Here is a 14,535-nt window from a genome sequence, read left to right on the forward strand (position 1 = left end):
CCCCGTCGCTCTTTCGAGCAACGGGGATTCCTTGTAATTCTTAGTGCCGCTTAACCGACTCGTGGGTCAGAGAAGCGGAGCGCTCTATTTAGAGCGGGCGAATGTTCTCTGCCTGGGGACCCTTGGGACCCTGAGCGGTGTCGAATTCAACCTTCTGGTTCTCGTCCAGCGAGCGGTAACCGCTGCTAGCGATGGCGGAGAAGTGTGCGAACACGTCTGCCGATCCATCGTCGGGCTCGATGAATCCGAAGCCCTTTTCAGCGTTGAACCATTTGACAGTGCCTGTAGCCAAGATAAATACCTTTTCCTCTTGTTGCGCAAAAAAACCGGGTGGCCGCGCAACCAGAACCAACCCGCTATAGACAATACGGGTATATCGGAGATCGCGCCATAGCTAGGGCGATCTAATTTCAAAATTCTTTCGTGAAAGTGACGGAAACGTCCCGCCTGAACTGAAGCCAGGCTCCGGACCCGGGTGTTCGAAGCGGCCAAAAATGAGCATATGCCCGCTTTTGGGGTTGTTTTTCAGGTCCTTGGAATCCTAAAACGAGCATCATTTTGGTATTTGGGGTGACGGGGATGATCTGTTGAATAAGTCCAAGGTCACAGTCCATTTTCGAGGAAATGGAGGTCGGCGGGGGCATGGGACCAGCTGACCTCCTGCCTGTGAAGTGGGGCCGGTAAGCAGATTGATGGGTCGAAGCGGCGTAAAGTTGCCCGTACTTCCCCAGGAATCGAGGCGCCCCCATGGGTGGTTTTCCAGAAATTTCTTCGAACCGGATTGTCGGTTTGGCCTTGGCGGGGGTCTTGGCTGTCGTGCTGGTCGGCGGAACATCCCAACAGGGACTCCCGCAAGCCGAAGCAACAGTCGTGGCGGAAACGGGAGGGGGGATGGCTGGACCGGCGACATCGGTGGCAGGTCCCGCCGTTGCTACTCCAGCGCAAACGCTGGCCAAGCTGACCCTGGATCAACGGGTCGGGCAGATTCTGATGGTGGGAGTTCCGGCCACCGGCGCCAGCGCATTGGATCTTTACTACCTGACCCACTACAAGATCGGGAACGTCTTCCTGAAGGGTCGCAACTATGCCGGAACTGCCTCGGCGAAGTCCGTCGTCGCGAAAATCAACGCGACAGTCAGCTCAACCACCACTGGATCCCAAAAACGCTTCATCGCCACCGATCAAGAGGGCGGCTACGTCCAGGTTCTGCAGGGTCCGGGATTCTCCGACATGCCCACGGCGCTCGGGCAAGGGGCCTGGCGGACGTCGACCATCCGAACCAATGCCACGAAGTGGGCCAAGCAGCTGAAGTCAGTGGGCGTCAACGTCAACCTGGCCCCCGTTGCCGATACGGTTCCCTCCGCGGCGTTCGCCCCCTATAACTCGCCCATTGGTTACTGGCACCGTGAGTTCGGCTTTAATTCAACGCAGGTCGGAAACGATGTGGTGGCCTTCGCCCAGGGGATGAAGGCGGGCGGGGTTGCGCCCACCGCCAAGCACTTCCCGGGGCTGGGGCGCGTCACCCGAAATACCGACACCTCGGTGAACGTCACCGATGCGGTCACCACCAGGCAAAGCGCCTATATCAGGCCCTTTGCCAAGGCCGTTGATGCGGGTACGAGGTGGGTCATGGTTTCCAATGCAAAATACTCGCGGATCGACGCGAAGAACATCGGCCCGTTCTCCCCGACGATCATGAAGACCATGTTGCGGGGGGATCTGGGCTTCACCGGGATCGTCATTTCCGATGACATGTGTTCGGCGAAGCAACTCTCGCCATGGACCTATGCCACCCGGGCCAGGAACTTCTTCAATGCGGGCGGAACCATGATGCTGTGCGTCAATGCATCGGCCATTCCCGTCATTCAGAAGTCGCTGGTTGCCGAGGCCAAGAGCAGCCCCGCCTTCCGGGCCAAGATCAACGCTGCGGCACTGAAGGTATTGGAAACCCGTGCCGGACATTAGCTGTCGCCGTCCCCCGGGTGTACCTGCAGCGCGGCGGGACCCTGCTCGAGACGCCACGTGATCAGAAAAGCAGAGTGTCGCGTTGCAATCCGGATCCAAACCCCCGTGGAGTCACTGCGACGATGGCCGCGGAGCGCCATCACGTCGAGCGTTCGCCACTTGCCCGGGGCCCCCGGCGGCGAGTCGGTAGCTGCGGTCAAGGGCCAACCACCAGACCGTTCATCTTCCAGCGGTCCAAGGGAGCACTCGCATGTGCCGCGGCTCCCATATCACGTCCGGGGCCTCGACGGTGATAAAGTCAGCTGAGATAGTTTTTCCTTTCCGCCACATGGCTGTGCCCGCCATCGCCGGTGCCGAAGGTCGAGAAACCCTCAAGATTTTTGAAGTCGCGGCCTCCCGTCGCGCACAGCATCCGCCGGATAGTACGAACGGAAATATTAATGAAGCGTCAGACCAAGCACAACAGCACCGAACCGCCGGCCCTCGCCAAGGGCGCCATGCGCATCATCGCATTGGGTGGCCTGGGAGAAATCGGCCGCAACATGACGGTCTTCGAAATCGCAGGCAAACTGCTGATCGTCGACTGTGGCGTCCTCTTCCCCGAAGAAGAACACCCGGGCGTCGACCTGATCCTGCCCGATTTTTCCTACCTGCGTGACCGCCTGGACGACATTGTCGGCTTGGTGCTCACCCACGGCCACGAGGACCACATCGGTGGCATTCCGTACCTGCTCAAGGAACGCCAGGACATCCCGGTGATCTCGGCGAAGCTGACCTTGGCCTTCATCAAGACCAAGCTGCAGGAACACCGCATCACCGCCAAGACCGTCCAGGTCAAGGAGGGCGAGCGAAAGAAGTTCGGCCCGTTCGACCTGGAATTCCTTGCAGTAAACCACTCCATCCCGGACGGCTTGGCAGTTGCCATCCGCACCGAGGCCGGCCTGGTGCTGGCAACCGGCGACTTCAAGATGGACCAGTTCCCGCTGGACAAGCGCATCACCGACCTGGCTGGCTTCGCCCGCCTCGGTGAAGAGGGCGTTGACCTGTTCCTGCCTGACTCCACCAACGCCGAGGTCCCGGGCTTCCTGGCGGCCGAGGCCGATCTGATTCCGGCCATCGATGCGGTCATGCGCACCGCGCCGCGCCGCGTAATCGTCTCCAGCTTCGCCAGCCACGTGCACCGCATCCAGCAGGTCATCGACTCGGCCCACCAGTACGGCCGCAAGGTCGCCTTCGTCGGCCGTTCGATGGTCCGCAACATGACCACCGCCCGCGAACTGGGTTACCTGAAGATCCCGCGCGGCGTCCTGATCGACTTCAAGGAAATCGAGAAGCTGCCCGCAAACAAGGCAGTCATCATCTGCACTGGTTCCCAAGGTGAGCCGATGGCGGCGCTGGCCCGCATGGCCAACCAGAACCACGTCATCGACCTGACCGAGGGCGATACCGTCCTCTTGGCCAGCTCGCTGGTCCCGGGCAACGAGACCTCGATCTACCGCCTGATCAACGACCTGACCAAGCTTGGCGCGAACGTCGTACACAAGGGCAACGCCAAGGTGCACGTCTCGGGCCACGCCTCGGCCGGCGAGCTCGTCTACTGCTACAACCTGGTCCGTCCGAAGAACGTCATGCCCGTTCACGGCGAGTACCGCCACCTGAAGGCCAATGCCGAACTGGCGATCCGCACCGGTGTCGACCCGAAGAAGACGTTCATCATCGAAGACGGTACCGCCATCGACTTGAAGGACGGCGTTGCCCGCGTCGTCGGCCAGGTTCCGGCCGCCTACGTCTACGTCGAGAACATGGTCGCCGGCGCAGCAACCGAAGAGGCGCTGCAGGACCGCATCCGACTGGCCGAGGACGGGGCGGTGACGGTGCTGCTGATCGTCAACCCGGACACCGGCAAGCTGGAAGAGGATCCGGAGTTCTTCACCGTTGGCTTCAGCTTCAACGACAAGGACGCCGAGAAGGCAACCGGTGTCGTCGAAAAGGCACTGGCTGGCCTGCGCCGCGAAAAGACCGGGCCGGATGCCGAGCGCATCATCGGCGAGTCGCTGCTGCGCTGGTCCGACCGCGCACTGCGCCGCAAGCCGGTCTACACGGTCATCACCGTCGACGCCTAAATCCTCTCGACACCTCCAGAGGCCCCGCACCCATGGTTGCGGGGCCTCTGGCCTATCCGGGACCGGTTGGTGCGCTGCTGCCCAAAGGCCGGAGGCCCCGGCCCGAAGACAGCCCTCAGCGTTTTCGCAAGGTGGTCCAGAGCAGGTATCCACCCAGTGCTCCGACCCCGCCGATACCTGCGCTAAACAGGGCTTTGGGCCAGTTCTGCCAACGTCCAGGCTGCCCGGCAACGAGTTCACCGATGGCGGTGATCAGCGCGGCGCTGACGATTCCCGCCACGATCCGGTTCCCGGTCCGATCTGCCTTCTCCAGCAACGCGTCCAGCTCTTCGGCACGAAGCCGGATGTCGAATCCGCCGCTATCGATGACCTCCATGACCCGTCGCAGCATATCCGGGGCCTCGGATCCCAGCAGTAGTGCCTCGGCGCCGGCCTTCTTCAGCCGTGCTGCCACCGCCTCCGGTGAGAAGGATTGCTTGACCAGACGCCGGGCAAAGGGAGCTAGTTCGGTGGTCAGCTCGAATCCGGGATCGAGTTGCTTGCCGAGCCCGTCGGCCATGATGAACATCTTCAGCATCAGCGCCGTCTCCCGCGGCAGGCGGAGGTTCTGCCGGCGCAGCACTGAGAGTACCTCCAGCACCACGGGCACGAGGGGGATCTCGGCGAGCGGCCGGTCGGTGTAGCGACCCAGCAGCCGGCCCACTGCGAGCTCGACCTCGCGCACGTTGGGTGTGCCGGGGGATTCGCACAGCTTGATCAGGGCCTTGGCCAACATGCGCGCATTCTGGTTTACGATGCCCATCAGGGCCTGGGCAAGCAGCGTCTTCTGATCCGCGCTGATCTTCCCGACCATGCCGAAGTCGATGATGGCCAGGCGCCCATCCGGCTCGACGAAGAAGTTTCCCGGGTGCGGGTCGGCGTGGAAGAAGCCGTCCTCCAGCACCATCTTCAGCAGCACGTTGCAGGCGCGGCGGGCCACCGCCCCCGGCTCCAGCCCGGCCTCGCGAAGAGCGTCGATGTTGTTGACCTTGATCCCGCCCATGAGCTCGATGCAGAGCACCCGCGAGGTGGTCTGCTCCCAGAAGATCCGCGGGATGCGCACGTCCGCATTGCCGGCGAAGTTCTGCGCGAAGCGTTCAGCGTTCCTGCCCTCGCCCACGTAGTCCAGTTCGGCACGTAGGCTCTGTGCGAACTCCTCGACCATGCCCGAGGCCTGGAACCCTGCAACCGCACGCGATGCCTGCTCGGCGCGCTTGGCGAACTCGGTGAGGATATCCAGATCCTGGTTGACCTGTTCGACAATGCCCGGACGCCGGATCTTGACCACCACGGAAACACCGTCGAGCACTGCCAGATGCGCCTGCCCGATGGAACCGGTGGCCAGCGGTTGATCGTGCAGGGTGGCAAGCAGCGTGGCGGCGGCCGGGCCGAGCTCGTCGGCGATGGCGGTGCGGATCTCGGTGGTGGGAACCGGAGGCGAAGCGTCCTGCAGCTTGGCCAGCTCGGTGACGAATTCCGGGGGAAGCAGGTCGGCGCGGGTGGAAAGGATCTGACCCAGCTTCACATAGACGACACCGAGTTCCTCTGCGGCGAGCCGGACCCGTTCCGGCAGCGAGGGATCGGTTCCGGCATCGGGGTCGTGGCCGATGCGCCGGTGCAGTTCCTGCGGCAGCCAGTGGCCCAGACCAGCCTGGGTGATGGCGAATCCAAGACCGTGCCGTCCGAGGATCTCCACGATCTGGAGCAGGCGGTCTTTGCGGGAGCTCATGAGCTGTGCCGTTGCCGTTGTTCATTCATGCCAGCTACCCTACAGGCCGCGGGCTGGACAACCCGGGCGGGGCACCTGGCCGTTCCCCGGCGGCGATTTGATGCGGGCATCGGAGCGTGGAAAGGCGCCGACCGACAGCCCGGGGGAAGGCCTGTGTCGATCGGCGCCGCTTACTCACTCATCACTCGCACCATCATGAGTCTCGCACCTTCATGAGGTAACTAAAACGATAATCGCGGCAGCTGAGTCAACGCTGTGTAAACCTTTGGAGATGACCGGCAATCTGAGCCGCGACGGCCGATGCTCGGGGCATGGAGACTCCCTCGGGCCCCGGCGTTCCGCTCTCTGACGGGATCAGCTCGGCGGTGAGCCTGCTACCTCTCCCTGGTGCCGGGCAGCCGCAACGGGCGGCTCTATGAAGGATGCGCCCCACCCGGATCCGTACTGACCGCGCTACTCGGCCTGCGATTCGCCGGGTCGCGGCGGCTAGTCCTCGAACAGCCCGCGCACGTCGTCCACGCTCAGCGCCGAGCCGAATTCGGCGTCGTCGTCCATCACCGAGGCAAACAGCCTGGCCTTCTTCTCCTTCAATGCCATGACCTTCTCCTCGATCGTGTCCTTGGCAACGAGCCGGTAGACCATCACGTTCTTGGTCTGGCCGATGCGGTGCGCCCGGTCCACCGCCTGGTTCTCCGAGGCGGGGTTCCACCACGGATCGAGCAGGAAGCAGTAGTCGGCCTCGGTGAGGTTCAGGCCGAATCCACCGGCCTTGAGGCTGATCAGGAACACCGGGGCCGTACCCTCGCGGAACGAGTCGATGACCCTGCCGCGGTTGGTGGTCGACCCGTCCAGGTAGGCGTATTCGATGCCCGCCGCGTCGAGGCGTTCGGCCGCCTTGCCCAGGAACGAGGTGAACTGGCTGAAGATCAGCGCGCGGTGGTCCTCGGCGACCAGGTCCTCGAGCTGTTCCATCAGGGCGTCGAGCTTGCTCGAGGGGACGCCGGCATAGGCCTCGTCGACCAGCGAGGGGTCCAGTGCCAGCTGGCGCAGCATGGTCAGCGAGCGGAAGATCGTGAACCGGTTCTTGTCCAGGTCCTCGAGCATGCCCAGCACCTTCTGGCGCTCGCGCTGCAGGTGGCGCTGGTAGATGACCCGGTGTTTGGGGGAGAGCGTGAGCTCCAGGACCTGCTCCTGCTTCGGCGGCAGGTCGGTGGCAACGACTTCCTTGGTGCGGCGCATGATCAGCGGCTTGATGCGGCGGCGCAGCTGGGCCAGCCTGGCCTTGTCGCCGTCCTTTTCGATGGGCTTGCGGTAGAGCTCCTCGAAGTTCTTCGCGTTCGGGAAGAGCCCGGGGGAGGCGATGGAGAAGAGCGACCACAGCTCCATCAGGTTGTTTTCCATGGGGGTGCCGGTGATGGCCAGCTTGAACGGGGCGCGGAAGGTGCGGGCCTGCTTGCTGGCGATGGTTGCCGGGTTCTTCACGAACTGGGCCTCGTCCAGGATCAGCCCGGCCCAGTCCGCCTTGTTGTACTCCTCGAAGTCGAGCCGGAACAGGCCGTAGGAGGCGATGACGATGTCCGATCCGGCGAGCAGGCCGGCCAAATCGGTGTCGTTGCGCGAAAGTGTCTCGGTCATGGCGCTCACGCGCAGGTGCGGGGCGAAGCGCCTGGTTTCGCTGGCCCAGTTCGGTACCACCGAGGTCGGGGCGATCACCAGGTAAGGCAGCTGGGTGCGGCCCTGCGCCTTCGCCGTGTTGTGGGCGTGGCAGATCAGCGCGAGGGCCTGCACCGTCTTGCCCAGGCCCATGTCATCGGCCAGCACGCCACCGAGTCCGTTGTCATGCAGGAAGGCGAGCCATTCGAAGCCCGCCTGCTGATAGGGGCGCAGCGTGGCATCCAGCTCGGCGGGCACCTCGGCGCGAGATACCGAGGAGATGTCGAGCAGGCCCGATACGGAGTCCTGCCAGCCCTGCGATTGTTCGGCAGTGGTGGCCAGCTCTGCGAGGTCCTCCCAGAGCGTGGCCTGGTGCCTGCTGATGCTCAGCGTCGTAGCATCGCGGTCCTGCAGCGAACGGGCCTCCTCGATGAGCCTGCGCAGCTGCTGGTATTCGGGCCACTGCAGCGAGAGGTAGTTGCCGTTCTCCAGCATCAGGAATTCCTCGCCGTGGGCCAGCGCCATGAACAACTCGTCGAAGGGGACCTCGGTTCCGCCGAGCGTGACCGTCACTCCCAGGTCGAACCAGTCGGTACTGTCGGAGTCCGATGCGGTGACCTTGATTTCGGGGGCTTCGGTCAGCTCGACGTAGTCAAGCGCGTCGCCCTCCTCGATCAGGGTGACCCGGTCCAGCGCTGCCAGCAGCGGCAGCGCATCGGCGGCAAAGCGGGCTCCGGCGACGTTGTGCAGCTCGACCGGAGCGCTGCTTCCGGGGATCGAGAGCAGCGGCCGCGGGAAGCTGGTTTCCCAGGCGGCGGAGAAGTCCTTGAGCGCTGCGGACACCTCGTGCAGGATCGCCGATTCGGTGTCCGGTTCCCGGAACGACTGCGTGTCGGTGGGCAGCGCGGCGGACGTGATGTTTCCGTTGAGCGTGTAGTCCCAGGTCCAGGAGAGTCGGATGCCGTGCACATCGGGGTTTTTGCGTAGTGCTTTTTGCCGGAAATGGGTGGCGGTCAGGCGCAGCCGCGGTGGCTCGTGGGCCGGGAGCTGAACCGAACCATCAGGTGACGCGACGGCGGCCCGGCGCACCAGCTCGGGGGCGAACGACTCGAGGAAGTCGGTGCGCCCGTTGCGCGGGATGTCGACGGGTTTTCCGGCTGCCAGCAGTCGGGCGGCGACCGGGGAGAAGGGTTCGGCCGCAGGGGCCAGATGCAGGGAGCGTTCTCGCAGTGCGATGTCCTCGTCCCCGTCGTACCAGAGCAGCCCGTGCCCCGGGCTGCCGATGATGTGCAGCCGGGCATCCGGGGAGAGGACGGCACCGGTGACGGCGGGTTGGAGGCGGATCTTCCCGTCGTTATCGAGTGCGTCAATGCCCAGCGTGACCGGCTGGTGAAAATCGAGCTTCTGCCCCTTGCCCGCCGCACGCAGGACGATGCCCGAGTCCTTGGCCTTGCCCAGCATGTCCCAGAGCAGCGGGCTGCCGAAATGCTCGAGGTAGATGATGGTATCCGCGTAGCCGCTCTGCTGGAGCGTGTAGAAGTCCTTCATCCACTGATTCTGTGCTTCGCTGAAGTCCTCCGACTGGTGGTCGTAGGCGTAGTAGTAGCCGCGGTCCTCGGAGGTGCGGAACGCGCCCCATTTCAGTCCGGCATAGACCCAACGGCCCTTGTCGTTCAGGGTGACTGGGCGCAGGCCCAGCATCACCGGCGACTTCTTGCGGTTCTTGTTCGTCTCGACCAGTTCGAACTGCACGCCCAGCGGGGAGGGAGTGGTCGGGGCCTCGTTTTCCTCCAGCAGCGCGGCGATCTTCCGTTGCCAGGGGGGAGGTGCCTTGACCTGCCCGATCGCCAACACCGTTTCCTGCGGGATGACCACGTAGGCCAGCAGCAGTGCGGCAATGTGCTTGCAGCGCTGCCGTACCGGGCAGCTGCACGCCGAGATGACCGGTTCGGGGAACTCGCCCTTGGTGAATGTGACAATCGCCGAATAGGGGACTTCGGCGTTGCCGACGATCTTTCCGCGCAATTGCCGGGCTTGTGGGTCCCAGATGTTTTCAAGGACCCGCTTGTGGGCCGTGTATTCAATGCCCCGCTGGTAGGTGTCGGCTCCAACGAAATTCCGGATTTGAAGCGCACCAAGTTGTGGCTGCGAAGGCAATGAAGGCATACACGGATTCTACCGGAGTGCGTAGTGCCCCACCGCAACCCAGAATGGCCAGGGTCTGGCCCCTTTGGCACTTCGGGAGCATGCTTGGGGGGAGTTTGTCATTCATTGAGCATGCTTCCGGGGGATGGCCGTTGGGTCTGGGTGTCGGCTTTCCGCTTTGGATCTTGAAGAAAACAGGGGACGACGTGGCTACTTACGAATATGCAACTGAAGAGACGACCCTCGGGTCAGCGCCCACGGTGCCAATTTCCAAGGGGCGCATCATCGTCAACTGGATCACCTCCACGGACCACAAGATCATCGGGTACATGTACCTGATCGCTTCCTTTACCTTTTTCTGTCTGGGCGGTGTGATGGCGCTTTTGATGCGTGCCGAGCTCTTCGAGCCGGGCATGCAGATCCTGCAGACGAAGGAGCAGTACAACCAGCTGTTCACCATGCACGGCACCATCATGCTGCTGATGTTTGCAACCCCGCTGTTCGCGGGTTTCGCCAACGTCATCATGCCGCTGCAGCTCGGCGCACCAGACGTCGCCTTCCCGCGACTGAATGCACTGGCCTTCTGGTTCTTCCTGTTCGGCTCGACGATCGCGGTCTCCGGCTACCTGACCCCCCAGGGTGCAGCATCGTTCGGCTGGTTCGCCTATGCACCGCTTGCTAATACCACCTTCACCCCGGGCGTCGGTGGTGATCTCTGGGTCTTCGGCCTGGCCCTCTCGGGCTTCGGCACCATCCTGGGCTCAGTCAACTTCATCACCACGGTCATCTGCCTGCGCGCACCGGGCCTGACCATGTGGCGCATGCCGATCTTCACTTGGAACACGCTCATCACCGCCATCATGGTCATCATGGCGTTCCCGCCGCTGGCCGCCGCACTGTTCGCACTGGGTGCCGACCGGCGGTTCGGAGCCCATATCTACGATCCGGCGGCCGGTGGACCCATCCTGTGGCAACACCTGTTCTGGTTCTTCGGTCACCCCGAGGTCTACATCATCGCGCTGCCGTTCTTCGGCATCGTGTCGGAAATCTTCCCGGTCTTCAGCCGCAAGCCGATGTTCGGCTACAAGGGCCTGATCTTCGCGACGATCTCCATCGCGGCGCTGTCCATTTCGGTGTGGGCTCACCACATGTACGCCACCGGTCAGGTCATGCTCCCGTTTTTCAGCTTCATGACGATGCTGATCGCGGTTCCGACGGGCGTGAAGTTCTTCAACTGGATCGGCACGCTCTGGCGCGGCTCGATCACGTTCGAGACCCCCATGCTCTGGAGCCTGGGCTTCCTGGTCACCTTCCTCTTCGGCGGCCTGACCGGCATCATCCTTTCGGCTCCGCCGCTGGATATCCACGTCTCGGATACCTACTTCGTGGTAGCCCACTTCCACTACGTGGTCTTCGGTACAGTCGTGTTCGCCATGTTCGCCGGATTCTACTTCTGGTGGCCGAAGTGGACCGGCAAGATGCTCAACGAACGCCTGGGCAAGATCCACTTCTGGATGCTGTTTGTCGGCTTCCACGGCACCTTCCTGATCCAGCACTGGCTGGGCGTCATCGGCATGCCGCGTCGTTACGCGGACTACATGCCCGAAGACGGTTTCACGCTCATGAACCAGTTCTCGACCGTGTTCGCCTTCATCCTGGGCCTGTCCATGATTCCGTTCTTCTGGAACGTGTGGAAGACGGCACGCGACGGCAAGAAGGTCACCGTGGATGATCCGTGGGGCTTCGGTGCCTCGCTCGAGTGGGCCACCTCGTGCCCGCCTCCGCGCCACAACTTCCACACGATCCCGCGGATCCGCTCCGAACGCCCGGCACTGGACCTGCACCACCCCGAACTGGGCCTGCGCACGACCCCGACCAACCCGGTGGCCAAGATCTTTGGGCCGGCAGACCAACGGGACAAATGACGATTAGAGCTGAGTGCGCCGAGTCGCTTTGGCGAGGTCTATAATCATGCCCGGAAGAGTGATGGTGATGCGGATTGGACGGCTAGAAGTTGAAGCACGTCGGGTGCAAACTGAATAAAAGTGATTAATTCATTGATTCTGCCGTTTTTTCAACCATTTATGAGCGAAAGTGTCGTGCCTCACTGTCGATTCGCGAGGGCCGGTTGCGGCGCACTCGCCAACCGGGCACCGTTGGTAGTCAAAGTGGGCTGAAGCTAACGGAATGGAGCAATGGATCATGGGCAGTGCAAAGGCGCCTGAGCATGTAGTCATCGTTGGTGCTGGATTCGTCGGACTATCGACTGCCTGGTACCTGCAAGAGCGCGGCACGAGGGTTACCGTGGTGGATCGCGGGGGCGTCGCCTCGGGTTCTTCCTGGGGAAATGCCGGCTGGCTGACCCCCGCATTGACCCTTCCGCTGAGCGAGCCTGCCGTGCTGAAATACGGGCTGAAGACCATGTTCGACCCGGCGTCCCCGCTCTACATCCCCTTCTCCGCAAACCCGCAGCTGTTGCGCTTCCTCATCGGCTTCGCCCGCCACTGCACGCCAGGTAAATGGCGTGAGGCCATGTCCGTTTTTTCAGAAATCGGCGCCACCGGACTCGATGCCTTCGACGAAATCGCCGAATCCACCGATGCCGGACCTGGCGTGAAGGAAAAGACGGTCGTCGCCGACCCGTTCCTCACTGCATTCAAGACGCTGGCTGACCGCGACGGTCTGCTGCATGAGTTCGAGGGTATCCGGGCCACTGGCGGCACGGTGGACTTTGACCTGATGACCGGCGATGAGATCCGATCCCTGGAACCCACGCTGGGCCACGAGGTGGTGGCGGGCGTCGCGATCAAGAACCAGCGCTTCCTCAACCCGCCGAAGTTCATGGACTCGCTGGCAGAATCGGTCCGAGCCCGCGGTGGGGAGATTATCGGTTCGTTCAACGTCACCGACATCCGCGACATCGGCTCCGGCGTGAAGGTCATCGGATCCGAGGGCCGTGAACTGCACGGCGACCACGTCGTCGTCGCCTCCGGCGCCTGGCTCAACCGGCTTGCCAAGGACTTCGGCGTCAAGCGGGTAGTCCAGGCGGGCCGCGGTTACTCGTTCACCGTGGTGCCCGAAAACATGCCCACACACCCGCTCTACTTCCCGGCCCAGCGCGTGGCCTGCACTCCGCTGGGTGACCGGTTCCGCGTTGCCGGAACCATGGAGTTCCGTGACGCCGACCACCCGCTGGAAAAGCGCCGCATCGAGGCCATCGTCGCGGCGGCCCGTCCGCTCTACACCGGCATCGACTGGTCGGAACGCAAGGAGGAATGGGTCGGTGCCCGTCCCTGCACCACCGACGGCCTTCCGCTGATTGGTGCCACACGTTCCCAACGCGTGCACGTTGCTGGCGGCCACGGGATGTGGGGCGTTGCCCTGGGCCCGCTCACCGGCAAGATGCTTGCCGCTTCCATCTGCGGCGAAGCAACCCCCTCCGTGATGCGCCACTTCAACCCGCTGCGCTAAATACCGACTGGTTTCCATCTGGCAACGTCCCGCCATTCCTCAAGGAACGACGGGACGTTGCCATGTGCCGTGAAGGCGGGCCCCGGTGGGAAGCGCGGCCTCCATCGGGGGCCTAGCGGGAAGAAGCGGGCGCCTGCTGTCCGAACTTGATGCCGAGTCGCTTCTCGCTCAGCCAGAGACTCAGTGAAATGCCGGCCATGGTAAACGCACAGGTCATCCACCAGGTGGACTGCCAGCCACCAGTGGTCGTGGCAATCCACGCCGCGATCGTCGGGCCCACGAAGCTGCCCAGGTTGAACAACTGCTGCATCAGCCCCATGGCGGCCGGTGCCGAACCGCCCTCCGGGGCCAGATCCACCGCCATGCGGGTCAGTGTTGCGGGGATGGCTGCACCGGTGAACGAGAACACCGCAACGCACAGTACCTGGAAGACCAGTCCGCCGGAGATCGACTCCCACGGCACGGCGAAGGCCAGCGTGGAGCTGGCGGCCATAAGTGTGAAACCGCTGATCAGGAGGACCCGCGGCGGGACCCCTCGTTGGAGCAGGGGTGCGGTGCAGATGTTGCCCACGGCGTTCAGCCCGCCCACCACTGCAGAAAGAATGCCGGGCCAGATGCCCGTGATCCCTTGGGCCTCGTAGATCCCGGGAAGGAAACCGACGACAGACACCCATTGGACGGTGTAGCAGGAGAAGGCCACGCCTGCCACCCACGGCTTGGGGGAACGGGCCGTGATCCCGATGCGTTTCAGCGCCGTGGCGGCGCCACCTGGGGCGGCCGGGGCGTCCACCGGAACGCGGCGCAGGATCAGCGGGATCGGGATCAGTGTCACCGCTGCCATGATGAACCACCAGGTCTGCCACGAAGCGATTTGCAGGATAAAGGCCGTGGTGATCAGGCCGACGAATGTCGCGAACCCCATGTAGGCGGTCCAGAAACCCATGGCGGTATTGAGCCGCCATGGTGTGGTGTGCAACCGGATCAGCCCGGGGGCCACGACCGTCACTAGAAGGAACCCCGCTCCTTCGAGCACCCTGGATGACATGAGCAGCGCCGCATCGTGGGAGAAGCCGCCCATCGCGGATCCGCCGATCAGCAATCCCAACCCGAGTATCAGGCAGCGGCGGGGACCGATGACCTCGGCGAGTAGCGAGATGGCTAGGCCGCCGAGCATGCCGGCAACCTGGACCAGGCCCAGCAGGACGCCGGCCTCTACGAGGGACAGGTCGAGTTGTTGCCGGATCAGGGGGACGGCTGCCGGGAGCTTCCAAATGTGCAGTGCGGCCACCACACCCGTGAACACGACGACTATCCAGATCGCGTTGCCGGAATCCCTGCTGGTGGCGTTGTTGACCATGCCTCCTCCTCACTGCGCGACGATGGCTGTATCACTTGTCACATGACACTATC

8 protein-coding genes are annotated in these 14,535 nt (G+C 63.3%); 4 read left to right on the plus strand and 4 right to left on the minus strand.

Annotated features, from left to right (window positions below; genetic code table 11):
• Positions 1–88: 88 nt before the first annotated feature.
• On the minus strand, positions 89–292 hold the full coding sequence (locus E9229_RS06945) for a cold-shock protein (RefSeq protein WP_183510534.1): 204 nt from the start codon (positions 290–292) through the stop codon (positions 89–91).
• Between the two features lie 455 nt (positions 293–747).
• On the opposite strand from E9229_RS06945, the gene E9229_RS06950 reads away from it, so the two are divergent.
• Both E9229_RS06950 and E9229_RS06955 read left to right on the plus strand, forming a co-directional pair.
• On the plus strand, positions 748–1,965 hold the full coding sequence (locus E9229_RS06950) for a glycoside hydrolase family 3 protein (protein WP_183510535.1): 1,218 nt from the start codon (positions 748–750) through the stop codon (positions 1,963–1,965).
• Between the two features lie 440 nt (positions 1,966–2,405).
• A complete protein-coding gene (locus tag E9229_RS06955; protein WP_246380393.1) occupies positions 2,406–4,088 on the plus strand; it encodes a ribonuclease J in 1,683 nt (560 codons plus the stop codon).
• Between the two features lie 115 nt (positions 4,089–4,203).
• On the opposite strand, the gene E9229_RS06960 is transcribed toward E9229_RS06955, so the two are convergent.
• Both E9229_RS06960 and E9229_RS06965 read right to left on the minus strand, forming a co-directional pair.
• The gene (locus tag E9229_RS06960; RefSeq protein WP_183510536.1) at positions 4,204–5,856 is read right to left on the minus strand and encodes an ABC1 kinase family protein; all 1,653 of its coding nucleotides are present in this window, start codon (positions 5,854–5,856) and stop codon (positions 4,204–4,206) included.
• 486 nt (positions 5,857–6,342) lie between these two features.
• Positions 6,343–9,675: a DEAD/DEAH box helicase gene (locus tag E9229_RS06965; protein WP_183510537.1), complete on the minus strand. Its 3,333-nt coding sequence runs from the start codon at positions 9,673–9,675 to the stop codon at positions 6,343–6,345.
• 185 nt (positions 9,676–9,860) lie between these two features.
• On the opposite strand from E9229_RS06965, the gene ctaD reads away from it, so the two are divergent.
• Together ctaD and E9229_RS06975 are read left to right on the plus strand one after the other, a co-directional pair.
• Positions 9,861–11,579, plus strand: coding sequence for an aa3-type cytochrome oxidase subunit I (gene ctaD, locus E9229_RS06970; RefSeq protein ID WP_183510538.1), 1,719 nt, complete (start codon positions 9,861–9,863; stop codon positions 11,577–11,579).
• Positions 11,580–11,856: 277 nt separating this feature from the next.
• A complete protein-coding gene (locus E9229_RS06975) occupies positions 11,857–13,125 on the plus strand; it encodes an NAD(P)/FAD-dependent oxidoreductase (protein WP_183510539.1) in 1,269 nt (422 codons plus the stop codon).
• Between the two features lie 112 nt (positions 13,126–13,237).
• Here E9229_RS06975 and E9229_RS06980 read toward each other — a convergent pair whose 3' ends face one another.
• Positions 13,238–14,482 carry an MFS transporter gene (locus tag E9229_RS06980; RefSeq protein WP_183510540.1) on the minus strand — a complete coding sequence of 415 codons (1,245 nt, stop codon included), beginning with the start codon at positions 14,480–14,482 and terminating at the stop codon, positions 13,238–13,240.
• Between the last annotated feature and the right edge of the window lie 53 nt (positions 14,483–14,535).

Origin of the sequence: Paeniglutamicibacter cryotolerans, from assembly GCF_014190875.1 — a bacterium.
GTDB lineage: Bacteria > Actinomycetota > Actinomycetes > Actinomycetales > Micrococcaceae > Paeniglutamicibacter > Paeniglutamicibacter cryotolerans.